The organism is Arcicella gelida (assembly GCF_034931025.1).
Classification (GTDB): Bacteria; Bacteroidota; Bacteroidia; order Cytophagales; family Spirosomataceae; genus Arcicella; species Arcicella gelida.
In genome coordinates this window covers 1-25,888 of sequence record NZ_JAYGIL010000030.1, presented here as the reverse complement: position 1 = coordinate 25,888, position 25,888 = coordinate 1, and the positions used below count along the sequence as shown (strand labels likewise).

The 25,888-nt window shown below is 34.3% G+C and carries 20 protein-coding genes; 16 read left to right on the top strand and 4 right to left on the bottom strand.

What is annotated here, in order from left to right:
- Positions 1 to 153 precede the first annotated feature (153 nt).
- Positions 154 to 1,092, top strand: a complete 939-nt coding sequence (gene mdh / locus VB776_RS19425; RefSeq protein ID WP_323698532.1) for a malate dehydrogenase — start codon at positions 154 to 156, stop codon at positions 1,090 to 1,092.
- Between the two features lie 55 nt (positions 1,093 to 1,147).
- Here mdh and VB776_RS19420 read toward each other — a convergent pair whose 3' ends face one another.
- The 3 genes from VB776_RS19420 to VB776_RS19410 form a co-directional block, all read right to left on the bottom strand.
- A complete protein-coding gene (locus VB776_RS19420) occupies positions 1,148 to 1,573 on the bottom strand; it encodes a hypothetical protein (protein ID WP_323698531.1) in 426 nt (141 codons plus the stop codon).
- Positions 1,574 to 1,603: 30 nt separating this feature from the next.
- Positions 1,604 to 2,632, bottom strand: a complete 1,029-nt coding sequence (locus VB776_RS19415; protein WP_323698530.1) for an acyltransferase family protein — start codon at positions 2,630 to 2,632, stop codon at positions 1,604 to 1,606.
- A gap of 100 nt (positions 2,633 to 2,732) precedes the next feature.
- Positions 2,733 to 3,974, bottom strand: coding sequence for an ABC transporter permease (locus VB776_RS19410; protein WP_323698529.1), 1,242 nt, complete (start codon positions 3,972 to 3,974; stop codon positions 2,733 to 2,735).
- Between the two features lie 188 nt (positions 3,975 to 4,162).
- Here VB776_RS19410 and VB776_RS19405 point away from each other — a divergent pair, with 188 nt between their 5' ends.
- The 13 genes from VB776_RS19405 (at position 4,163) to VB776_RS19345 (ending at position 21,969) form a co-directional block, all read left to right on the top strand.
- The gene (locus VB776_RS19405) at positions 4,163 to 7,108 is read left to right on the top strand and encodes an FAD-binding and (Fe-S)-binding domain-containing protein (protein WP_323698528.1); all 2,946 of its coding nucleotides are present in this window, start codon (positions 4,163 to 4,165) and stop codon (positions 7,106 to 7,108) included.
- Between the two features lie 412 nt (positions 7,109 to 7,520).
- On the top strand, positions 7,521 to 8,288 hold the full coding sequence (locus VB776_RS19400) for a DeoR/GlpR family DNA-binding transcription regulator (RefSeq protein ID WP_323688876.1): 768 nt from the start codon (positions 7,521 to 7,523) through the stop codon (positions 8,286 to 8,288).
- 357 nt (positions 8,289 to 8,645) lie between these two features.
- Positions 8,646 to 10,055 carry an L-fucose/L-arabinose isomerase family protein gene (locus tag VB776_RS19395; protein ID WP_323698527.1) on the top strand — a complete coding sequence of 470 codons (1,410 nt, stop codon included), beginning with the start codon at positions 8,646 to 8,648 and terminating at the stop codon, positions 10,053 to 10,055.
- Positions 10,056 to 10,111: 56 nt separating this feature from the next.
- Positions 10,112 to 11,713 carry a DUF1593 domain-containing protein gene (locus VB776_RS19390; protein WP_323698526.1) on the top strand — a complete coding sequence of 534 codons (1,602 nt, stop codon included), beginning with the start codon at positions 10,112 to 10,114 and terminating at the stop codon, positions 11,711 to 11,713.
- Positions 11,714 to 11,813: 100 nt separating this feature from the next.
- A complete protein-coding gene (locus VB776_RS19385) occupies positions 11,814 to 12,647 on the top strand; it encodes a transketolase (RefSeq protein WP_323698525.1) in 834 nt (277 codons plus the stop codon).
- Between the two features lie 21 nt (positions 12,648 to 12,668).
- Entirely contained in the window at positions 12,669 to 13,634 is a 966-nt protein-coding gene (locus VB776_RS19380; protein WP_323698524.1) for a transketolase family protein, read from the top strand.
- Positions 13,635 to 13,661: 27 nt separating this feature from the next.
- Positions 13,662 to 15,269, top strand: coding sequence for a DUF5060 domain-containing protein (locus tag VB776_RS19375; protein ID WP_323698523.1), 1,608 nt, complete (start codon positions 13,662 to 13,664; stop codon positions 15,267 to 15,269).
- 1 nt (position 15,270) lies between these two features.
- Positions 15,271 to 16,206 (top strand): D-ribose ABC transporter substrate-binding protein, encoded by a 936-nt coding sequence (locus VB776_RS19370; RefSeq protein WP_323698522.1) that lies wholly within the window; start codon positions 15,271 to 15,273, stop codon positions 16,204 to 16,206.
- Positions 16,207 to 16,292: 86 nt separating this feature from the next.
- On the top strand, positions 16,293 to 16,916 hold the full coding sequence (locus VB776_RS19365) for a DUF2291 domain-containing protein (protein ID WP_323698521.1): 624 nt from the start codon (positions 16,293 to 16,295) through the stop codon (positions 16,914 to 16,916).
- A gap of 12 nt (positions 16,917 to 16,928) precedes the next feature.
- The gene (locus VB776_RS19360; RefSeq protein ID WP_323698520.1) at positions 16,929 to 18,425 is read left to right on the top strand and encodes a sugar ABC transporter ATP-binding protein; all 1,497 of its coding nucleotides are present in this window, start codon (positions 16,929 to 16,931) and stop codon (positions 18,423 to 18,425) included.
- A 38-nt stretch (positions 18,426 to 18,463) separates the two neighbouring features.
- Complete coding sequence (locus VB776_RS19355; protein WP_323698519.1) at positions 18,464 to 19,438, top strand: ABC transporter permease; 975 nt, start codon at positions 18,464 to 18,466, stop codon at positions 19,436 to 19,438.
- Between the two features lie 5 nt (positions 19,439 to 19,443).
- Positions 19,444 to 20,931: an FGGY family carbohydrate kinase gene (locus VB776_RS19350; RefSeq protein WP_323698518.1), complete on the top strand. Its 1,488-nt coding sequence runs from the start codon at positions 19,444 to 19,446 to the stop codon at positions 20,929 to 20,931.
- Between the two features lie 321 nt (positions 20,932 to 21,252).
- Positions 21,253 to 21,969, top strand: a complete 717-nt coding sequence (locus VB776_RS19345; RefSeq protein ID WP_323698517.1) for an OmpA family protein — start codon at positions 21,253 to 21,255, stop codon at positions 21,967 to 21,969.
- A gap of 592 nt (positions 21,970 to 22,561) precedes the next feature.
- Here VB776_RS19345 and VB776_RS19340 read toward each other — a convergent pair.
- A complete protein-coding gene (locus VB776_RS19340; protein WP_323698516.1) occupies positions 22,562 to 23,017 on the bottom strand; it encodes a hypothetical protein in 456 nt (151 codons plus the stop codon).
- Positions 23,018 to 23,957: 940 nt separating this feature from the next.
- Between VB776_RS19340 and VB776_RS19335 the strand changes: the two genes are divergently transcribed.
- Both VB776_RS19335 and VB776_RS19330 read left to right on the top strand, forming a co-directional pair.
- Positions 23,958 to 24,737, top strand: a complete 780-nt coding sequence (locus VB776_RS19335) for an alpha/beta fold hydrolase (RefSeq protein WP_323698515.1) — start codon at positions 23,958 to 23,960, stop codon at positions 24,735 to 24,737.
- Between the two features lie 104 nt (positions 24,738 to 24,841).
- Positions 24,842 to 25,708, top strand: a complete 867-nt coding sequence (locus tag VB776_RS19330; RefSeq protein WP_323698514.1) for a bestrophin family protein — start codon at positions 24,842 to 24,844, stop codon at positions 25,706 to 25,708.
- Positions 25,709 to 25,888: the final 180 nt, after the last annotated feature.

Here is a 25,888-nt window from a genome sequence, read left to right as displayed (position 1 = left end):
ATCCTTAAAACATAGCAAATATACAATTTACCAAACTTTTACTAAGAATTCTACAAAAAATACTTGTAATAAACCGTTAGTGAATAAGCAAATGGTTTACATTTGCGTAAGATTTTGAACGTATTTACTAAAACAATTAATTTACAATCGATTATGTCAAAAATAACTGTAGTAGGTGCAGGAGCAGTGGGTGCAACCACAGCTGATAACATTGCCCGAAAAGAATTAGCCTCTGAAGTAGTATTACTTGACATCAAGGAAGGCTTTGCAGAAGGTAAAGCACTAGATATGTTTCAAACAGCTGCCATTTTAGGCTGGGATACTAAATTAACGGGTGTTACAAACGATTATTCAAAAACGGCTAATTCAGATGTCGTTGTAATTACTTCGGGTCTTCCACGTAAACCAGGAATGACTCGTGAAGAACTAATAGGAGTAAATGCAGGAATTGTAAAATCGGTTGTTGATAATATTCTAAAGTATTCTCCAGATGCCATTTTTGTAATTGTGTCGAATCCAATGGATACGATGACGTACTTGGCATTGAAAGCTTCTGGATTACCTAAAAACCGTATCATCGGTATGGGTGGAGCTTTAGATTCAGCTCGTTTCAAATGCTATTTATCTTTAGCGATGAATGTTTCTCCAAACGATTTACATGGCTCAGTAATTGGTGGACATGGCGATACTACAATGATTCCACTTACTCGTTTAGCTACTTGGAATGGTACACCTGTTACAGATTATTTAGACGAAGCTACTTTAACGAAAGTGGCTGCTGATACAATGGTTGGTGGTGCTACCTTAACAGGATTATTAGGAACTTCAGCTTGGTATGCACCAGGCGCTGCAAGTTTATCAGTAGTAGAATCAATTATTCGTGATGAAAAACGTGTAATTCCTTGTTCTGTTTTATTAGAAGGAGAATATGGACAATCTGATATTTGTATGGGTGTTCCTGTAGTATTAGGAAAAACTGGATGGGAAAAAATCATTGATTATAAATTGAATGATGCTGAACAGGCTTTATTTGCTAAATCGGCAGATGCTGTTCGTAACATGAACAATGTATTATCAACATTGAATCTGTAATCCAGTAATTATTAGCTCAATAAAATAGGGAATAGCTTCAAAGCTATTCTCTATTTTATTTTAAAGGAGCTTCTGCTACTTCAGTGACAAAATACTCAGTATCGCCCATCCAAGAAAATTTCATATAACGTTGTTCATAACGTACTTTAATGCGTCGTCCAGTTAGCATCGCATCTTCTAATTTTTGAATTACTGCTGGGTCGTCTGAATCTACCGTAAAAGCCCAAAGACGGTTCACCATATTACCCATTTGTCCTTGAGCACCCTCATTCAATTCTCCTTCATAAGTTTTGAAAAGTACTCCCTTTTTAGAGAATTTAGAAATTACTCCAGCTCTATCTCCAACTGAATAAGCCACTTTTGTCATCAGAAAACTAAACATTAACACAACTACTCCTAGTGTGATTATGCCAATGAATAATCGTCTGATAAAAATCATTGTTACTTGTTTTGCCGAATTTATTTGGTCGTTGAATGCCATAATGAAGTGTTTTAATTTTGTATTGGAAGACTATTTATATGTCTGTCTTAAAAAGACATTTTCTAATTTTCGTTTGATGGGCTTTTCTATCCATTCGTAAGCAAGTAAGCTTAATAAACATAAGGTAATGTAAAAGACCATGAAATCTTTAAATGAACTCAAATGAATATTATACATATAAAGTACTTTCCTGAACCACATTCTTACTGGAAACTGAATAATGTAGATTGAATAACTTATTTCTCCTAATTTTACGAATATTGGTAGACTCATGAATATACTTAAATTAGATTGCAAGCTTGATACTAAAAATAAGAAAAAACCTACTCCGAAGCAAAAAATAGCGATATTATTCCAAAAGTTTACAAAGCCAAAACTTACAGATAAGATTAATAATAATCCAATAAATGTTAGAAGTAATGAGGAATTATACTGCTTTTTAAGATATATTAAACCCCAAATTATACCGATTGAAAAAGTGAAAACCCAAGATAAGGCATAAGGAATATCATAAATAAATCCAGTGATGCACAGAATTTGCCAAATACCAGTGATGAATGCTAAAATAATAAGGTTTATTTTTATAGCTCTATTTTTCCTGAAAAAGAAAATCAGCAATGGGAAAATTAAATAAAGAAAAAATTCTATTGATAAACTCCAAGATGGATGATTGATGATTAGGTCAAAAGAATTTATTAGCCATGAGTGAACTAAAATGACGTTGATAAAAATTTTGAAGAAATTACTTGATTGATGATTTAGTACTTCAAAATATAAAGTAAAAAAAACTGAAATAAAATAAATTGGATAGATTCTGAATAGCCTTTTAGCTATATACTTCTCAATATCTTTCCAATTATTTAGTTTATCTACATAATTTATTGCTAAAACAAAACCCGATAAAGTAAAGAAAAATGGCACAGCTACATTGCCATTTCCTAAAAAAACATCAATTGGGGAGTCTGTACGTACATATTTTCGAAGTGATTGCCAATCGTGAAAGATAACAACCCAAGTGGCTACAATAAATCTTATAAAAGTGAGGTGTTTTAAATTCATTATTATTTTTGCTGGCTTTAAGAGATTACATATAAATGCAAATTAATATTACCAGCAAAAATAGTTTATTTTGGTTGTTATGTGAAATAGATTCTTTAATCTACTTTGAACGAATAGCTGTTACAGGGTCTAGTCGAGCTGCTACCCAAGCAGGAACAATGCCTGATAATACACCAATAAATGTAGCTGTAAGTAAACCGAACATGATATTGCCAAAAGTAAGTACTAATTTGAGTGAACCAAAGTCAATGTAAGACATTAGCCAGACTAGAAATATTCCAACTCCACCACCGATTAAACTTAGAAATACGGCTTCAAACAGAAATTGGAAAAGAATAAAGTAATTTTTTGCCCCTAATGATTTTTGAATACCAATAATATTTGTTCGTTCTTTTACAGAAACAAACATGATATTGGCAATCCCAAAACCACCTACCAATAATGAAAACAATGCAATAATTCCGCCACCAACATTCATACTTGCGAAGATTGATTCAAAGAATTTTACAGCACCATCAAGTCTATTGATTGAAAAGTTATTGTCTTGCGTAGGTTTCAAACCTCTTCTACTTCTCATCAAACCCGTTACTTCGCCTTCTAAAGTTTCTTGTCCTTTATCCCAATCATAAGCTTTTACAGCGATGTCTGGCTCAGGCTCGTCTTTTTGGAACAAACTAGCATAAGTAGTGTAAGGAATAAAGGCTCGTTCGTCTGGTGAACCTCCTAAGCTAATTAAATCTTCGCCTTTCTTTTTCATCATGGCGATTACTTTAAATTTAATACCGTTTATTTTAATGGTTTCTCCGATGACGTCACCTCGGTCTGGAAAAAGAGCTTCTTTTACTTTAGCACCCAGAATTACTACAAAAGCTGAATTGTCCGTTTCATTATTTAAGAAATATCTCCCAGTTTCTACAGGAACATCCGAGATCAAGTTATAGTCTTGACTAACCCCTGCCAAATTAGTTTCCATACTGTTGTTACCATTTTTCAAGGTAGTTCTTCGACCATCCATAATAGAAATTGCTTGAGAATTTTCAAGGTTATCAGATAAATACTTGAATTCATTGTACTTCATAGTTGGGCGATTGATGTATTTCCACCAAGGATAATTATTACTCATTACCCAAGGCCATTTGCCCACATAAACAACTCCTTTACCAAATGAGTCGATTTGTTCACGAATTCCCATGTTCATCGAATCAACAAAAGTAAAAACAGCAACAATCGAAAAAATACCAATGGTTACGCCCAAAAGCGACAAAACGGTACGTAATAAATTAGTTCGGAGGGCTTGCCATGCGAAACGAATGCTTTCAAGTAGTTGTCTGAGGAATTTCATACAATATGATTAATATTTAACAAGATAAATTTAAAACCACAAATTTTGACAAACAACTACGATATGACAAGTGGAGTTTATTAATGGGTTGAATGGCAAAATGTGGGTAAGACTGGAAAAAAGTTTTACTCATATCACTTTATGGAATGCGAATACCTTAATTTTACAAGCAAATTACTCTCAACGATATGTCTTCTAAAATTACCATTTCTGATTTTAAGTATTTACAAGAAAGCTTTTCTGGTGAATTATATTATGATAATTCATCAGTTCATAATGCTCAAAAAATTTTATATTCTACCGATGCTTCGGTTTATCAAGAGAAGCCATTGGCGGTGGCGATTCCAAAAAATACAGCTGATATAAAAGCATTGATTAAGCTTGCTAATGAGTTTAAAATTACTTTGATTCCACGTTCGGCGGGTACTTCTTTAGCTGGGCAAGTAGTCGGGAAAGGCATTGTGGTTGATATTTCTAAATACTTTACTAATGTTTTGGAAATCAATCAAGAAGAACGTTGGGTGCGTGTACAACCGGGCGTAATTAGAGATGATTTGAATGTGATTTTAAAACCTTTTGGTTTACTTTTTGGTCCAGAAACTTCCACTTCCAACAGAGCAATGATTGGTGGTATGATTGGTAATAATTCCTGTGGTTTGCATTCCATCGTTTGGGGAACGACTCGTGACCATTTGATTTCGGCAAAGGTATTATTAAGCGATGGCTCTGAAATAGAATTTGGAGAATTGACAAAAGCAGAATACTTCAAAAAAGTAAATGCAAAAACCTTGGAAGGAAAATTATACGGAGATATTTTTAGAACGCTTAACAATCCATTCAACCAAGAAGCGATTGAAAAAGCTTATCCAAAGAAAACGTTAAAACGCAGAAATACAGGTTATGCTTTGGATATGTTGGTGGACAGCGAAATGTTTTTACCCGACAGCGAAAAGCCTTTTAATTTCTGTAAATTATTGGCAGGTTCAGAAGGAACATTGGCTTTTGTGACCGAAGCCAAATTGAATTTATTGCCATTAGCTCCGAAGGAAATCGTTTTGGTTTGTATTCATTGTAATTCTATTCAAGATTCTCTACAGGCAAATTTGGTTGCTTTGGAACATCAACCAATGGCTTCTGAATTGGTGGATAAGTATATTTTAGATTTTACAAAAGGGCATCCAGTTTACGAAAAAAATCGCTTTTTTATTGAAGGCGACCCAGAAGCGATATTGATGGTAGAATTTATGGAAGAAAGCGATGAAGTGCTGAATCATAAAACTTCTGCCTTGATTGCCGACCTCCAAAAAGCGAATATAGGATACGCTTATCCTGTGGTGAAAGGAGCAGAAACCACGCCTGCTTGGGATGTACGAAAAGCAGGTTTGGGATTAATCCGAAATTTAAAAGGCGATATTCAACCTGTGAATTTGATTGAAGACTGTGCAGTTGCCCCAGAAGATTTACCAGCTTATATCGGTGATTTGCAAGCACTTTTGAAGAAACATCAAATCAACGCTTCGTATTATGCTCATGCTGGTGCAGGCGAATTACACGTTGAGCCGATAATAAACTTGAAAACACTTGAAGGAAAAGAATTATTCAGAACAGTATTGAAAGAAACGGCTGAATTGGTAAAAAAATACAATGGTTCATTGAGTGGCGAACATGGCGACGGACGATTGAGAGGTGAATTTATCGAAAGCGTTTTAGGCAAAGAAGTTTTTACATTGTTGAAAGAAGTAAAAACACTCTTCGACCCAAAAAGTATTTTCAATGCCAATAAAATTGTGAATACGCCGCCGATGAATGAGTTTTTGCGTTATGAAGCAGGAAAAGAAAACCCTAAAATTGATACTTATTTTGATTTTAGCAATCAAGAAGGCATTTTACGTTTGGCAGAAAAATGTTCGGGTTCGGGCGATTGTCGCAAGACAGAAGTAACAGGTGGAACGATGTGTCCGAGCTATATGTCGACTCGCATGGAAAAAGACACTACTCGTGCCAGAGCAAATATTTTGCGTCAGTTTTTAACTAATTCTGAACAAGAAAATCGTTTCGACCATCAGGAAATTAAGGAAGTAATGGATTTATGTTTGTCTTGCAAAGGCTGTAAATCTGAATGCCCCTCAAAAGTAGATGTTGGCAAAATGAAAGCAGAGTTTTTACAACATTATTATGATGTTCATGGCGTGCCTTTCCGAACAAAAATGATTGGAAATTTCACTAAATCGCAAGCTTTGGCTTCCAATTTTCCTTCTTTGTATAATTTTATCATTCAAACTCCACTAACTGCAAATATTACTAAAAAAGTACTGGGTTTTGCTCAAGAAAGGTCGATACCAACTTTAGGAAAAACGACTTTAAGAGCTTGGGATAAAAAGAGAGTTTCGACCAAAACTGAAAAAAAAATCTATTTATTCTGTGATGAATTTACCAATTATAATGATGTAGAAATTGGTAAAACCGCCATTTCTTTACTTTCAGCTTTGGGATATGAAGTAATTCTTCCAGAACATTTAGAAAGTGGCAGAACTTATTTATCAAAAGGTCTGGTGAAAGAAGCCAAACAAATTGCGATTGAAAACGTAAAAAATTTATCAAAAATCGTAAATGATGGTACGCCAATTTTGGGTATTGAGCCTTCGGCAATTTTGACTTTGAGAGATGAATACTTAGAATTAGTACCCACAGAATTATTATCAGATGCCGAAAAAGTAGCCAAAAATGCTTTTTTAATTGATGAGTTTATTGCACAAGAAATTGATAAAAAAGTACTGAATAAATCATTGTTTACACAAGAAAAGAAACTGATAAAATTGCATGGACATTGTCACCAGAAAGCCTTATCGTCTTTAGTAGCCACGAAAAAAATGCTTTCATTGCCAGCCAATTATGAAGTACAATTAATTCCTTCTGGCTGTTGCGGAATGGCTGGTTCGTTTGGTTATGAAGCAGAACATTATGAAGTTTCGATGAAAGTAGGCGAATTAGTACTTTTCCCGACCATCAGAAAACAAGCTGAAGACGTAATTATTGCTGCACCCGGCACAAGTTGTCGCCATCAAATCAAAGACGGAACGGGCAGAATCGCACAGCATCCTGTGGAGATTTTGTGGGAAGCTTTGGTGAAGTAACTTGAATTATCATTAAAGAGGCGTTCAAAGTTGTAACGATTTTGAATGCTTTTTTTTATGGAATATTTACTTTCTAAATATTTCTTTTTCCCGAAGCATGATAGTTGATTGACAAGCTTGGTTTCAATTCTTAATGATTCAGGGATTACATAAGTTTTGTGTTTATATTGCTTTTTTGTGCCTGAATGGGCGAGTGACTCTGAAGTACTAAAGAGAAACTAATCAAAAAGAATAGGATTGCTTTTGTTTTCATTATATCAATAGTTTTTTGTAAATATGTAAATAATAGAAGATTTAATTGGTATTAATTTATTTTACGAAGGTAAGATTAAAATAAATATTTTCGAATATTTTTTATATTTTTCTTTTGTTTTTGTTTTATTTCGTTTAGTTTTGTTTCAAAATCAAGGATATGTTGCCAAATCAACGCAGAGAAAAGATTTTAGACCTCTTAAAAGAAGATGGTTTAGCCAAAGTAACTGATCTTGCCAGATTGTTTAAAGTCACGGAAGTGACCATTCGTCAGGATTTAGAAAAGTTAGAAAAAGATGATTTAGTTATCAGAGAACATGGTGGAGCGTATTTGAAAAATATTGAAGACCATGTGCGTGAATTTACGGTTGCTCATAATGATTTGAATGTTCAGCAAAAAGAGAAAATCGCTTTAAAGTGTTTAGAGTTTATCTCAAGTGGCGATACCATTATTTTAGATTCTGGTTCAACTGTCACAGAAATTGCCAAGAAATTGAAAGGCTTTAGAAACCTGACTGTAATTACAAATGCTTTGAATATCGCCATGATGTTGGGAACTGAGCCAGGCATAGAAGTAATTATGACGGGAGGTGAGTTTAAACCGCCAACCTTATCATTAACAGGACAAAAAGCAGCAGATTTTTTTAAAGGAATCAATGTTCAAAAATTGTTTTTGGCTACGGCTGGCATTTCATTGAAAGCAGGATTGACGTATCCAAGTATCAGTGACATTGTGGTGAAAAAAGCCATGATTGATGCCGCAGAAACTACTTATTTAGTAGCAGATTCTACCAAATTTGGCAAAAGTGCTTTTGCTAGTTTAGGTGCTTTGTCGTTGATTGATTATATCATTACTGACAACGAAATCAATCAGGATGATAAATTGCATTTCGAGAAAAATGAAATAGAAATTATTATTGCCGAATAACAAAGTTTGTGAAAATGAATTGTGAGTTAGTGTTTTTGATTATTTGAAACACTAACTCGCATTGATTACCCAACAATACAAAACTCAATTTTATTTAAAATTTCAATCAAAAACATAACAAAACTTCGGACAAATTACGGATACTGTCTTTGTCTTACACCAGATTAAATACCCAAAATACTTGCTTTTAATTGTTATATAGCCTAGTAAAGGAGAAAGTGTTTCTTAGATTTCTAGCAATAAAAAACAAGGGAACGCCAACATTCACTCGTTATCAGAGGATTATTACCACATTAGTAAAATCGAAAACCCTTTGTGGATTTCAAAAAATAATAAACATTTTTTATAGAAAAAGATATGTCAAAAGCTGCATTAAGTTTGGGGATTATCATTGGGAATAGAGATTTTTTCCCTGATAGTTTGGTTGAAAAGGCTAGGGTAGAAGTAATAGACCTTTGCCATTCTCTTGGAATAAATCCAATTGTTTTAGATAGTAATACTTCTAAATTGGGTGGAGTAGAAACTTTTCAAGAAGCCCAAAAATGTGCGAATTTATTCAAACAGTATTCAGAGGAGATTATTGGTGTATGGGTAGTACTTCCCAATTTTGGTGATGAAAAAGGTGTTGCAGACAGTTTGAAATTGGCAAATCTTAATGTTCCTGTTTTGGTACAAGCGTATCCTGACGATTTAGATAAATTGGATGTAGCTCGAAGAAGAGATGCTTGGTGTGGTAAAATTTCGGTTTGTAATAATTTGTATCAATACGGTATCAAATATACTCTTACGACCAAACACGTAATGCGTCCGAATGATGCTGAGTTTATTAAAGACTTACATGACTTCATTTCGGTTTGCAAAGTTGTTCGTGGTTTAAAAAATGTACGTATAGGGGCTATCGGTGCTAGGCCAGGTGCTTTCAATACGGTACGTTATAGTGAGAAAATTTTACAAAGAAACGGTATTTCGATCGTTACTTGTGACCTTTCTGAAATCCTCGGCAATGCCAATAAATTGACGAAAGACGATGCCATCGTAAAAGACCGTTTAGAGAAAATTTTGGCTTATACGCCGATTGGCAAAACGCCAAGTGAAGCCATGATTCAGATTGCGAAATTAGATGCAGTACTGAATAATTTCATGTTAGAACACTCTTTAGACGCTACGGCTATTCAGTGTTGGACTTCTTTACAGAAAAATTATGGCTGTAATGTTTGTACAAGTATGAGTATCATGAGCGAAAATATGCTACCAAGTGCTTGCGAAGTAGATGTAACAGGGACGCTCAGTATGTATGCCATGCAATTGGCTTCGGGTTCGCCAAGTGCCTTGGTAGATTGGAATAATAATTATGCAGATGATGACGAAAAATGCGTATTATTCCACTGTGGCAACTGGGCGAAATCTTTCTTACCCGACATTCAAATTAGTAATGCCCCAATATTAGGTACTTCGGTAGGGGTTGAAAATACTTATGGAGCTTTAGACGGACGCACGCCTGCCATGCCTTTAACATTCGGAAGAATCAGTACTGATGACCCTAAAGGAATTATCAAAGCCTACATCGGTGAAGGCGAATTAACAGACGATGCGTTAAAAACTTTCGGGAATAGAGCCGTAGCACAAATCAATGATTTACAGGGTTTAATGCAATACGTTTGTAGAAATGGTTTTGAACATCACGTAGTAATGAATGCTTCAAAAACGGCAGGTGTGTTGAAAGAAGCACTCAGTAATTATATGGGTTGGGAAGTGTACGTGCATTAGTAAAGCTTTTAGTCTAAAACTAACTATTGAAATATTTTCAATCAAAAAATATCCAAATGAAAACAATCGCTTTTTACTTGAAAAAATCAACTCATTTCTGTTTAATAGTACTGATGACTGTAATTGTTCTTCACCAAAAAGGATATACACAGACTTTAAGCAAAGAAAAAAAGCCGAGAATTGTTATTACTGCTGATCCTGAATTAGATGATAACAACTCGTTGATTCGCTTTTTGCTTTATAGTACAGATCTCGAAATAGAAGGATTGGTTTATGCAAGTAGCGGTTTTCACTGGACGGGTGATGGAAAAGGAACAAAATGGTCTGTGCCAAGAAGAGAATACAGTCGTTTTGGTTTAAACCTTTGTCCTTGTGAATCTTGGCGTTGGACAAAAGACGAACACTTTATTCACGACATTGTGGGAGCTTATGAAAAATCATATCCAAATCTAAAAGTTCACAATGCAAATTATCCAACACCAGAATATTTAAAATCGAAAATTCGATTCGGAAATATTGAATTTGATGGAGATATTTCAAAGGATTCTCCAGGTTCAGAACTTATCAAATCACTTATTTTAGATGATAAACCGAGTCAGTTATTTATCACTGCTTGGGGTGGACAAAGTACGATTGCTAGAGCTTTAAAATCTATTCAGGAGCAATATCAATATACTGTTCAGTGGGAAGCTATTCAAAAGAAAATAGCCAGAAAAGTAGTTTTACTTCCTTCTGGTGATCAAGACGATACTTATGCCACTTATATAAAACCCAATTGGCCCAACATAGAATATCGTCAGTTTAAAAATAGTCCAAATTATGGATACGGAGCTCAGTTGAATGCCAAAAAAGAAGATGCTACTTTTCTAACTGCTACTTGGATGAAAGAAAATATTAGTAGTCGTGGTGCTTTGGGAAATTTATACAGAGTTTGGGGTGACGGAAAGCAAATGGTAAAAGGTGATATTTTGGATTACTTTGGTTTGACTGGCTATACAAACGAGGAACTGAAAAAGATGGGTTATGCAGTATGGATGCCTGTTCAAGAAAAAGGTTCATGGTTGGGCGAAGGCGATAATCATACTTTTATGAATATGCTTGGAAATGGCTTACGAGCATATGAAAACGGTGTTTTTGGTGGTTGGGGTGGACGTTCAATTGCACAAAATGACGCTTCAGTTTCTTTCTTCTCGTTGACAGACACGAGTGCAAATGCAATGGCGAATGTCCTTACAAATGCGAATACTTCGTCTAAAGAAAAAGCATTTTATCCTAACTTTTTCCCACAAGCACAAAAAGATTTTGCTACAAGAATGAAATGGACTGTTACCTCGAAATTTTCGGATGCTAATCATCATCCCATAGTTAGGGTTGAAGGACCACTTAATATTATGGCAGCACCAGGTGAAAAACTTCGATTGAATGGATTTGTATCAGACCCCGATGGAAATAAAGTTGCTGTAAAATGGTGGCAATTTGAAGGAGGAGCATCGCAGCCTGTCGTAAATATTTCGAATGCTAATGCTGTTCAAACAGAAATTCAAATACCTAAAGAAGCTTTGGTAGGACAAACCATTCATTTGATTCTTGAAGCAGTTGACAATGGAACGCCAGAATTGACCAGTTATCAAAGAGTAATCATTACCATTAGAAAATAGTAAGTGAAGAGTTTGGGTATTGGAAGAATCAAACTTGATGATAACACATTCGAGCCAGACAAACTATGCTAAGACAATATTTTCATTAAAAAGATTTCTTATGACAACCAAAGAGTTACAACTTAAATCAGTTGAATATCGCAAGAAAATACTCCAATACATTTACCAAGCAAAAGCTGGGCATACAGGTGGTTCACTTTCTTGTATTGATATTTTGAATGTATTGTATAATGATGTATTAAATGTCAGTCCAGAAAATTTTAAATCTGGGCTTCGTGATAGATATATTCAAAGTAAAGGACATTGTGTAGAAGCTTTGTATGTCGTTTTAGCCGACAAAGGTTTCTTTCCAGAATCAGCCTTAGAAACACTTTGTCAGTACAAATCTTATTATATAGGTCATCCAACCAAAAAAGTAAATGGCGTTGAACAAAATACAGGTGCTTTAGGTCATGGACTTTCGATGAGCTGTGGAAATGCCCTAGCTGCTAAATTAGATAATGCTGATTATAAGGTGTTTACCTTGTTAGGTGATGGCGAATTACCCGAAGGAAGTAACTGGGAAGCCGCACTTTCAGCAGCACATTATAAACTAGATAATTTATGTGCAATTGTTGATTTGAATGGCTTACAAATTACTGCACCAACGCATGAAGTTTGTAATACCGAACCACTAGATAAAAAGTTTGAAAGCTTTGGTTGGGCTGTTCGAATTATCGACGGCAATAATATTGAAGCCTTACAAGAAGCTTTCAATGCTTTGCCTTTTGAAGTTGGAAAACCAAGTGTAATTATTGCCAAAACTGTAAAAGGGAAAGGCGTTAGTTATATGGAAAATACCTTAAAATGGCATCACGGAGTACCTTCTCCAGAACAATATCAGCAAGCTATCGAAGAATTGACAAGCGTTCAAGAAAGTCTTTCTTTAGCTTAAACCCTTAAATCGCTTAGTAAATTGGGAGCAACGATTGATAATATCGCTACAAAAGATAAAGCCAATTTGGATGTTTTTTCAGAAGTACTCCAAACATTGGCAGAAACCGACAAGAATTTATTGGTAGTAACCAGTGATTCAAGAGGTTCAGGAAAGTTAGTCCCATTCGGACAAAAATATCCAAAACAAATCGTAGAAGTAGGCATTGCCGAACAACATTTAGTAGGAATGGCAGCAGGTTTGGCATCATCTGGCAAAAAAGTATTTGCTGTTTCACCAGCTTGTTTTTTGGCGGCAAGAGCTTTAGAGCAAATCAAAAATGATGTCGCTTATTCTGATAATCCTGTAAAATTAATTGGTATCAGTGCAGGTGTGAGTTACGGAGCTTTAGGAAGCACCCACCACAGTTTGCACGATTATGCGGTGATGCGTGCTATCAATAATCTTACGGTTGTTGCACCAGCAGATAATTTTGAAACTGCCGAAGCTATTCGTCAAGCTACTGCAACTGATTCGCCTTTTTACATTCGTTTTGGCAAAAAAGTAATGCCATTGTTGAGTGAAACCAATACAAAATTTGAGTTTGGAAAAGGAAGAGTCATCAAAGAAGGAAAAGATATTGTACTCATTGCCACTGGCGAAGCCGTATATCCAGCATTACAAGCAGCAGAGCAATTGGCAACAGAAAATATTGATGCTGCCGTAATAAGTATGCACACCATCAAACCACTAGATACTGAATTGATTGCCCAATATGCAGCACAATGCAAGGCAATTATTACGGTAGAAGAACACAGTATTTATGGCGGTTTGGGCGAAGCTTGTGCTTCTTTTTTACTTCAAAATCAATTAAGTAAGCCATTTAAAATTATTGGATTACCAGATGAATATACCGTAAGTGGTTCTCAAAATGAGATTTTTAATCATTACGGCATTTCGGGAATTGGAATCAAAAATGAGGCTTTAAGATTATTGGGTAATCAATAGCATTTCAATTATAATACTATTCAACCGATGAAAATTCTTTTAGCTTACTCTTTGTTTTTCGTTATTTTTCATTCAACGATTGCTCAATCAACAATTGAACAATGGGATAGATTTGAACTTACTTTAAAATATCAGTCTAAAGTAAATGCTTTCACGAATGTAAATTTGAAAGCAACATTTACCAATAAAGATACTTCCTACACAATTGCTGGTTTTTATGATGGCAACGACAATTTTATCATTCGTTTTATGCCACAAAAAATGGGAACATGGAATTACGTTACCCAAAGTAATATTGCAGCTTTGAACAATAAAAAAGGAACGTTCGAGTGCATAAAAGCGACTGGCAATAATCACGGAATGGTGAAAGTAAGCGATGTTTATGCTTTTAAATATGCCGATGGGAAACCGTATTTCCCGTTAGGAACTACGTCCTACGCTTGGACGCACATGCCAAATGAAGTACAAGAGTTGACGCTTAAAACTTTAAAAAATTCTGGTTTCAATAAAATTAGAATGGGCGTTTTTCCTAAAAATTATGATTTAGTGAAAGAAGAGCCTACACTTTTTCCTTATGAATTATTAGAAGTAAAAAAAGATGCGAATGGAAAAGAAGTAAAGGTTTGGGATTTTACAAAATTCAATCCTGAGTTTTTTCAACATTTAGAAAAGAGAATTGATAATCTCCGTGATTTGGGAATAGAAACTGATTTAATCATTTTTCATCCCTACGATAAAGGAAGATGGAGATTTGACGAAATGCCAATGGAGGCAAATCTCAATTATATTCAATACTTAACAGCTCGTTTGTCTTCTTTTAGAAATATTTGGTGGTCATTAGCTAATGAATATGATTATGTGAAAAGTAAAACAGATGCCGATTGGTTGACGTTGACCAAGGCTGTTGTAAAAAATGACCCTTACCGTCATTTATGTTCAATTCATGGAAGTACAGCAAAATATTTTGACTATTGGCGACCAGAATTTACACATGTTTCTGTGCAAGACGAAGCACCAGTGATGAATTGGGGAGCTGCTTCTATCGCTCGAAATATTTATAATAAACCAATTATTTACGATGAAGTAGGCTACGAAGGAAATTTGAAACAGCGTTGGGGACGCTACAGCGGAGAAGAAATGAATCATTTGATTTGGATGGGCATTATCGGCGGTACTTATGTTACTCACGGCGAATCGTATATGTTCAAAGACCATAGAGATACTATTTTTTGGGCAAAAGGCGGTGAATTTAAAGGCACAAGTTGGAAAAGAGTAGCTTTTCTGAGAACAATTTTAGAAGAAATTAATACGCCACTTGAACCCGCTGATATTAGTCGAGATAGTAAAATTGTCACCAATGGGAAAGGTGTTTATTTGATTTATTTTGGCAAAGAGATTAATCAGCAATGGCTTTTCAATTTGCCACAGAAAAATGCTGAATTCGGAAAACCCAAAAAAGGGAATCGCTACAAAGTAGAAATTATTGATACTTGGGAGATGACCACCAAAGTAGTTCCAAACACTTTTGAGCTTTCAGAAGTAAATGATTATCGCCTCTACGATAAAGACCTGAAACAAGTAAGACTTCCCTTGAAGCCATATTTAGCTTTAAGAATCACTGAAATTCCTAATTAACATGAAAAAATATCTATCCCTAATGTTGTTGTTTTTGTTGACAATGGCTTGTCAGCAGAAAAAAACTTCGGAAGGTCCAAAGAAAATGGCAATTGTCGTTTCCACCCTCAACAATCCGTGGTTTGTGTTTTTGGCTGAAAATGCAGCAGCAAAAGCCAAAGAATTAGGGTACGAAACCAAAATATTTGATTCGCAAAATAATACTGCTTTGGAATCAGACCATTTCGAAAATGCGATTGTTTCGGGTTATCAAGCAATTTTGTTTAATCCAACCGATGCTGATGGAAGTGTGGTGAATGTTCAAAAAGCCAAAGATGCGGGCATTCCAGTTTTTTGTATGGATAGAGAAATTAATTCTGCGACTGCCGCTACTTCACAAATTTTATCAGATAGTTTTTCAGGATGTGTCGCCATTGGGAAATTTTTCGTGCAACAGCTCAATAAAAAAGGGAATTATGTAGAGTTACTTGGTTTGGTGGGGGATAACAATACTTGGGCTCGTTCAAAAGGCTTTCATAGTTTGGTCGATAATTATCCAAATCTTAAAATGGTGGCACAACAAAGTGCAGATTTCGACCGCAACAAAGCGATGGAAGTAATGGAGTCTATTCTGCAAGCCCAACCCAATATTGATGCCGTTTTTTGTGGAAATGATGCGATGGCAATGGGTGCTTATCAAGCTTTGGCGGGTGCAGGCAAAGCCAATAAAGTAAAAGTATTTGGTTTTGATGGAGCAGACGATGTAGTCGGAGCTATCAAAGACGGAAAAGTTGCAGCAACCGGTATGCAATTTCCAAAAGTAATGGCACAAATGGCAGCAGTGTATGCCGATGAGTATTTGAAAGGCAAAAGAGATTTTCCTGCAAAAATTCCAGTAGCCGTTGAATTAGTGACCAAAGAAAACATTGCTCATTATACCGCTTTCGGTAAAAAGTAATCGAAAATAAATGAATTGATTTTATGTCAACCTATTTTAGGCAAGGACAAATGACAATTCACAACTCATAATTCAAAACCATCACTATGAAAATCGTCAAAATTGTTGTTGCTAGCATTGCAGTACTTTTTATTGGCTATCATTCTATCGAAATAAAAAAACTGGACGAAGTAAAAAAAGCCTCAACAGAAACCTTTGATGCTTTAGCTTTTGCCCATAATTTTTTAGAAAAAACGCTTCCTCCAAGTTTCAGTAAAGCTCCTTCAGTAGCAACACTTTTAGCATTACTTTCTAAAGAACCTAAAAAAGCATTTCAAGAAATGTCAAATGCTGTGGCGATTGGCAATATCAGGTATTTTTTGGTGAAAGGAGAAGGGCAAATTACCAAGATTCAAGACGATGAAATACAAGTATTGTTGCCCAATCAAACTCAACCAATCAGCGTGAAATTAGCTACAGAATTTATTTACGGAAATGCCATTCGTGATGCCGCTGGCGTATTTGATATTAAACAATTTACCAATACTTCCGACATCAATAATATTTCTGCTGAAATCAATAAAATCATTAGAACAGAAAGAGTACCAGCTTTTAAAAAGCAAATAAAAGTGGGTGATTCCATTCAATTTGTTGGTGCTTTAGAAATGAATCAAGAGTATTTGAAGCTTCAAAATCTTGAGATTTTACCTATCGAATTCAATAAAATATAAGCAGGCTCAATAATGTTATCAGCGAAAAATATTACTAAAAAATTCTCGGGTGTTACTGCTCTTGATGCCGTTTGTATTGATTTACAGGCTGGCAAAGTAAATGCCATTATCGGTGAAAACGGAGCAGGAAAATCTACTTTGATGAAGATTTTGAGTGGCGTTTATACAGAATATGAAGGAACGATTTTCTTACAAAATAAGCCACAAAAATTTGCGAGTACTAAAGAAGCTGAAAATGCAGGAATTGCCATCATTCATCAGGAATTAAACATGATTCCTTATTTGAGTGTAGTCGAAAATATTTTTTTAGGAAGAGAAGTAAGTAATGCTTTCGGACTTTTGGATAAAGCTTTTATGCTGAAAAAAACGCAAGCTTTATTACAAAAACTTTACTTAAATATCGACCCCAATACGCCTGTAAAAAACCTGAAAGTTGGTCAACAACAATTGATTGAAATTGCCAAAGCTTTATTGGTTGATGCCAAAGTAATTATCATGGACGAACCTACTTCAGCCATTACAGGTGCTGAAGTAGATGTTTTGTTTGAAATCATTACCGAGCTAAAAGCCGAAGGAAAAGCCATTGCTTATATTTCTCATAAACTCGACGAGCTTTTTAAAATCGCTGATACTTATACCGTTTTGCGTGATGGAAAAAGTATAGAATCAGGCGAGATGAGTGCTGTTACTCGTGATAATATCGTTTCAAAAATGGTGGGTCGTGAATTGGTGATGATTCCCAAGAAAAAACAGGAGGGAAGTAAAACAGAATTGTTAAGAGTAAGTCATTTAGGCATCAAACACGAAACTTTCGGAAAAAGTGATTTGCTAAACGATATTTCATTTGTACTAAATAAAGGCGAAATTCTGGGCATTTTTGGATTAATGGGAGCAGGAAGAACCGAATTGTTTGAAGCTATTTTTGGTTTAGCACCACGCAAAGTTTCAGGAGAAGTATTGATGGAAGGACAACGGCTTCATATTCATTCACCAGCGGATGCTGTGAAAGCAGGTTTGGCTTTAGTGAGTGAAGACCGCAAAAAAGATGGCATTGTACCTGAGCTGAGTGTGAAGCAAAATATTTGTATTACAACGCTTCCAGATTTATTGAGTAATGGTGTGCTTGATAATCGAAAAGAAAATAATCTTGCCGATAAGTATATTCAAGAATTGCGGATAAAAACGTCATCGTCTGACCAATTAATAAAAAATCTCAGCGGAGGAAATCAGCAAAAAGCCATTTTGGCAAAATGGTTGGCGACGAAACCCAAAGTATTATTATTGGATGAACCAACTCGTGGAATTGACGTAAATGCCAAAGCCGAAATTTATAAACTCATCAATCAATTAGCAGAATCAGGTTTAGGTATTATCATGATTTCATCAGAATTACCTGAAATTTTTGCTGTAAGCGACAGAGTAATCGTATTGAGTGATGGAAAAGTAACAGGCAATTATACCATTAGCGAAGCCTCAGAAGAAATTTTATTAAAAGCAGCGATTGCCTAAGTAAGAACAAACGCTCAGAAATTCAAAAAGACATACACATGAATTTGATTATACAAAAAGAGAAATTGTACAAATTGCAATCGCTGATTGCCCTTTTTGTGCTATGTATTATCATCAGTATTTTATCTGATAAATTCCTGACGATTGCAAACGGTTGGAATGTACTTCGCCAAATCTCTGTAAATATTTGTATTTCTGTCGGCATGACTTTAGTTGTTCTTACCGCAGGAATTGATTTATCTGTAGGCTCAGTCTTGGCTTTATGCGGAGCAATTACGGCTGGTTTATTGAAAAATGGTATAGAATTACCTGCACAGAATTTATTCATCGGTTTTACTTTACTGGGAGCAATTATTGTAGGATTAGTTTTTGGTGGAGCGTTGGGCTTTTTCAATGGTTGGGTAATTACTCGTTTCAAAGTTCCTCCATTCGTAGCAACTTTAGCCATGCTGACGATGGCAAGAGGACTAACCATGCTTTGGACAAAAGGTTTTCCCATCAGTAATCTAGGAACAAACTTTGATTATATCGGTACAGGTTGGTTTATTGGCGTTCCAGTTCCCGTTTGGATAAGTATTTTCGTTATCATTATCGCACTCGTTCTTACTACCAAAACACCATTAGGACGTTACATTTATGCGATTGGTGGAAACGAAAATGCGGCTAGATTATCGGGTATTAAAATTCATAAAATCAAATTGATAGTTTATACTTTAGCAGGTGGTTTAGCCGCTTTAGGTGGATTGATGGTAACCGCTCGTTTAGATTCTGCTCAACCAAATGCAGGAACAGGTTATGAATTAGATGCCATTGCCGCAGTTGTAATTGGTGGCACTTCGCTTTCGGGTGGGAGAGGTTCTATTTTAGGAACAGTATTGGGTGCAATTATCATCGGAGTATTGAATAATGGTTTGGTTTTATTAAATGTATCGCCTTTCTGGCAACAAGTAGTAAAAGGAATGGTGATATTACTAGCGGTAATCATCGACCGTGCTAATGCTAAAAACGACTAATTTCTATGCAATATATTTTGGCAATCGACCAAGGGACAAGTAGTACAAAAGCTTTAATTTTTGATGAAAATGCTCAAGTAATCGCAAGAGCTTCTGAGCCACTTCAAACACAATATTTAGCAGATGGTTTTGTAGAACAAGACCCACAAGGTATTTATGATAATGCCATGACAGCCGTTAAAAATTGTTTAGCGGATTTTCAGGAAAAAGGTTTTGAGTTAACACAAATCAAAACTTGTGGCATCAGTAATCAAAGAGAGACTTTTATTCTTTGGGATGAAAATGGGAATCCTCTTCATAATGCCGTCGTTTGGCAATGTAAACGTTCGGTACAAGTATGTGAACGTTTGAGCCAAGAAGGTTTATCAGAAAGTATAAAAGAAAAAACAGGTTTAATCATCGACCCTTATTTTTCTGGCACTAAATTGATTTGGTTGTATGAAAATAAGCCAGCAATCAAGCAAGCAATAGACGAAGGGAAAGCATTTTTTGGAACAGTCGATACTTGGTTATTGTATAAATTAACAGGCGGAAAAATATTTGCAACGGATTATACCAACGCTTCAAGGACATTATTTTTTAACCTTCATTCACTTGAATGGGATAAAGATTTACTTTCAACTTTCAATCTATCAACACTTAATCTTCCTGAAGTAAAAGCATCTTCTGCCAATTTTGGAATAAGTACTTTTGGCGGAATTTTTACAGAAGCCATCAGTATTTCTGGCATGATTGGCGACAGTCACGCTGCTGCATTTGGAGAAGGTTGCTTTGAAGCAGGAACTGCCAAAGCTACTTTAGGAACAGGTTGTTCAATTTTAATGAACATCGGTAACAAACCCCAAAAATCGCAAAATGGAATGATTACTACCATTTGTTGGAGTACAGAAGGTAGAATAGATTATGCTTTAGAAGGTGCTATTGTAAGTTGCGGAGCTAGTGTAGAATGGGTGAAAAATGAATTAGGTTTGTTTACAGAAAGCAAGCAAACGGAAGGTATAGCAACATCAGTTCCTGATAACGGAGGTGTTTATTTGATTCCTGCTTTTAGTGGTTTAGGCGCACCTTATTGGGATATGAAACGCAAAGCATCTATTCATGGCTTAACTTTTGGAACGAATAAAAATCACATTGTTCGGGCTATTTTAGAATCCATTCCTTTTCAGATAAAAGATGTTGTTTTGGCAATGGAAGAAGATTCAGCAATCCATTTACAAGAATTAATGGTAAACGGAGGAATGACTTCCAACGGTTTCGTATTAAGTACTTTATCAGATTTATTGAATATTCCAGTCGTCAATAAAGGAATGCCAGACGTTTCTGCTTTGGGTGCAGCTTTGATGGCTGGTTTAGGAGTACAAATTTTTGAATCGGTAGATTCGCTCAAAACATTGTTCGGAAAAGCACAAGCAGTATTACCGCAAGAAAATAATCAAGTAAAAATTAATACAGCCTTCAGGGCTTGGAAAAATATTATTCAAGAGAACTCCTAAATTCCTTCCTTTCTCTCTCTTTATACATACCTTATTTCTTAAATAAATGATAGAAATAGGGTATGTATTGCCTAGATTCCTAGCTTTACTATTCCTATTAGAGTGCTTTTAAACGATTCCTCATTACTATTTTTTCCCTTCTTTACAATTCATTTCGCCCATCATGTAGAGCTATTTGCTCAATTGTACGCTTAATCTATAGTTGTTTGTTGCTGGTATAAATCTTTTAAGTGCTTGATTATAAACTTAAATGATAGCCTAAAAAATCAGAAATTTTTATTGTGATTTTTTGCCTCTCATTTAATCAAATTAATCATAATTATGAAAACGACTTCCTTTTTAGCTAATATTCCAAGTAAAATGGTATTACTTGTAATGTTGATTAGCACCAATTTTTATTCTTGTAATTCATTTAAAAAACTGAATAATGCCCAAAGAGGTGCTATCATTGGTGTTGGAACTGGAGCAGCAATGGGTGCTGCAATCGGTAGAAAATCTAAAAATCCTGCTATCTATGCCATCGTTGGTTCTGCGGTCGGTGGTATTGCTGGTACATTCGTAGGAAAGTATATGGATAAGCAAGCTGAAAAACTTAAAAAAGATTTAGATGTGTTGGCAGATGTAGAAAGAGTAGGAGAGGGAATCAAAATCACAATGAAATCAGGTGTTTTGTTTGACTTTAATTCATCCAAAATCAATCCTACTGTTAATGAAAATCTGATAAAGTTTTCTGAAACCTTAAAGCAATATCCTGACACAGAAATTTTAGTAGCTGGACATACTGATAATATAGGTACGGAAGCTTATAACATGAAATTGTCTCAGCAAAGAGCAGACGCAGTTGCAGCTGTATTGAAAGCAAATAATGTGTCAAAAAGTCGTTTGACAGTACTTGGTTATGGAGAAAAAGATGCTGTGGCAGACAATACTTTAGAATCAGGAAGAGAGCAAAATAGAAGAGTAGAATTTGCCATTGTTGCCAATGATAAATTGAAAAAAGAAGCTACTAAGGCTACTACTGAAACGAGTTTGAAATAGTAATATCAAATGAAAATGCTTAAAAAATGTAAACCTTCATTTTCTAAGCATTTTTCTATCTTGTAAAATTTAAGAATTATGCTCATTTACATATTTTTTAAGGGTTTGATACCGCCTTTAAAAACCAATTTTTTATTGATGAATTTGCTTTTTAGAGGAAATTGTATGTTCTCAAAATATAGAGATGTTAACTTCTTTAATGGTATCCGAGTTTAATATTGTAATTCTTTTTCTAATCGGTCAAAATTTTCTTCATTTTTGTCAACAACAAAAGCTTTTAGTTTACTGCATTCTTCCTAAGCCCAAGTACGATAAACTAATTCTCTTTGTACGTTAAAAATTCTTGAACTTACAATTTCACAATCGGGCGTTGTGTGGATAATTTCTGTTGCCATTTTTTGTAATGATGTTCGTTATTATATTAATGTTTGTCTATTTTTTTATTTCGAGCTTTAAGCTCAATCTGAAATAAAACGATTTTAATTCAATAGGGCTGGACTTAAGTCCAGCCCTATTGAATTAATGTTTCTGAAAAACTTTTCTCATCATTATTAGTGTCTTACAAACAATTCGCCAATTACATTGATAATCATTAATTGTCTAATATATTATCATTACCAAATAGAATTGCAATTCCATCTTCATTTTTCACCAAATCAATAAGTTCTTTTTGAAAGTTGTCAATGGCATTTAGCTCAACAATTATTTCAAGCTTTAGTTTATTCTTTTCTTCTGGTCTGTATGTTGTTGAAACATTACTTTCAATGTTTATTTCTACTCCAATATGTCCGTTTTTGTCAATAGGATAATATTTCATTGAGAAATAAGAATAATCGTCCTTTATACCCGCTTCATAAAATAATGTCTCGTCATTTTTAGGATAACTTATTAATGTTTCTGCAAAATCGGCAACGTTTTCAAATTGGTCATAAACTTCTGTTTCTCCTTTAAAATAAGCGTTGGATGCTATCACTTTTAACTCAAACATGTGTTCATCTTTCCAGATAGATTTTAATTCAAGAAATGATTTTTGATTACTTAAATTCATTTAATTTCTGTTATAATATTTTTTTGTTGTCACTGTTTGTATTTTTACAAATAATTTAGCAATAATTGTTCAATTTTGTATCACTAGGGCTGGACTTAAGTCCAGCCCTAGTGATACAATGTGCATAAAGTTTTCTTAAAATATAAGTGATATAAATCAAACAATTATTGCTTTGATTTACCTTTTGAATGGCTATTTCTTAAACGATTTTTGTTTGTCAAATCGTCAAACCAACTCCAATTTACCTTCTTTTCCCCCAATCCATCCAAACAAAACGCCTCTTAAAATCAACAAAATTTTGATGAAGGAAACAATTATTTTTTTGCATCAAAATATGTTTTTTGGGCAAGCTAAAAATGCTATTTTGATGACTAATTTTACAATTTTGTTTGTTTACAAAACTTTTTTGCTTTAAAACAAAATTTCATTGTAAACAAACAAAACTATTTTGCATACAAACAAAATTCCATTGTAAGTATGCAATGCTTTTTTGCTTTAAAACAAAATTTCAATGTAAACAAACAAAACTTTTTTGCTTTAAAACAAAATTCCATTGTAAGCATGCAAAACTTTTTTGCTTTAAAACAAAATTTCATTGTAAACAAACAAAATTGTTTTGCTTTAAAACAAAATTCTAATGTATTTTAGCATTGATTTGTATAAATGCTTCATTAATAATGATTTAACTTGTTTTTCAAATTCATTTCTTTGATTTGATACTTTCAAGAGTGAGGAAATTATCAAAGATTTCAATATTTTCTTTCTTACAGTTTTGATGCTATTTTTTAGTATTAAAAAGATGTTTTTTCACGCTTTTTAGCATGTATTTTTAGAATGAACAATAAAGTTTTTCTATTAAATATTTCACCTAAGTATATTTGTAGAAACGATGCTTTTTTGTTTATAAAATCTTTTATTAAGCTTCATCTCTATCAAATCCATGTACAAAAAAATCTATTGTTTTCTGCTTTGTTCTGTAGTCTTTTTAAACTGTTCAAAACCTTGTATTGCTCAATCTTCTTCAACTAATGTAACAAGCTTTAAAGTACTTGAAGATAGTCTTATGCTTTTTGATAAAAATAGAGATAGACAAATTCCTGTTGCTTTGTATTTTCCACAAACTACTAAAAAACTAAAGAATCAGCCATTAGTAATTGTTAGTCATGGATATTGGCAAAACAAAGGTGGTTCAAATAAAGCTTATACTTCTATTGCTAAAAAATTAGCTACTCATGGATATTTTGTTGCCAGTATTCAGCATGAATTGCCAAATGATGATTTAATACCAACAACTGGAATTCCACAAATAGTGAGACGTCCTTTTTGGGAAAGAGGAAGTGATAATATTCTCTTTGTATTAAATGAATTGAAAAAAACTCAGTCTTATTTAGATTTTAAGCATGTAGTACTTATTGGGCATTCGAATGGAGGAGATATGTCTATTTTATTTGCACACAAACATCCTGATTTGGTTGATAAAGTGATTTCATTGGATAGTCGTAGAATGCCTTTCCCCAGAACAGCACAACCAAAATTATACTCTTTGCGTTCGAGTGACCAAGTAGCAGATGAAGGCGTTTTGCCAAGTATTGAAGAACAAAAAAAGTATGGCATTACTATCATTAAATTAAATAATACTATCCATAATGATATGGACGATAATGCCAATGAGGCTCAGCGAAAAGAAATCAATGATTATATTATGCGTTTTTTGAAATGATTTGATTGTGCTTATTTCTACAAGGCTTCCACTTGAAAATAGAAGCCTTGTCGTATATTTACAAAAATCTTCATCCCTAAATCTAACAAATCCATCAAACTAAAATGATTAATTATAACCCTAAAGAATGGTTTACGTTTATTTTCAGAGTTCATAAAAGCGATACTGTTCGTCAGCTGATGCCCATGATAATTAGTTTATCTATTTATGTGGCTTTGGTAGCATTTTTAGAAATAGAAGTGTTTAATTTAGGCGAGAATAGCCATCTCAAAAACATTACGATTCTGCATGGAATGTTGGGTTTTGTGATTTCTTTACTTTTGGTTTTTAGAACCAACACTGCTTATGAACGTTGGTGGGAAGGTAGAAAACTATGGGGAAGTCTAACAAATACTTCCAGAAATTTGGCTATGAAAATCAATGCTATATTGCCTAAAGACAATGAAGCTGATAGAACTTTTTTTAGAGAACATATCGTTGAATATGCCTTTGCTTTGAAAAGACATCTTAGAGGACATCAACGAGACAGTGAAGTATTTCAATCTAATGTTATCATCGACCATGAATTACATAAGCCCAATCATATTGCGGCTTTGATGTACACACGTTTGAATGATTTGTACAATCAAAAAGTAATAAGTGGCACACAATTACTTTTTTTGAATGAAGAATTTCGTGCGTTTACTGATATTTGTGGTGCTTGCGAACGCATCAAGAATACACCCATTCCGTTCTCTTACTCTGTTTTTATTAAGAAATTTATTTTCTTTTATGTGATGTCGCTTCCTTTTGGTTATGTGTTTAGTTTGGGTTATATCGCCGTGCCGATTGTGGTTTTTGTATTTTATGTTTTGGCAAGTTTGGAAATAATTGCTGAAGAAATTGAAAATCCTTTTGGTGTGGATGATAACGATTTACCATTGACAATGATGTCGAAGAATATTCAAAAACATGTTGGAGAGATTTTGTAGAATTAATAAGAGTTGTTAACGTTAAAATTTAATATTTTTCAATAGAGTCGGACTTAAGTCCGGCTTCCCTTTAATCTTGTAAATATTTAATAATCAATATATTACCAATAAAATAACCCCGGGAAAGTGTCAATACTGGCAATTTTCGGGGTTTTTCTGTATTTTGTTTCTGCTAAAAAA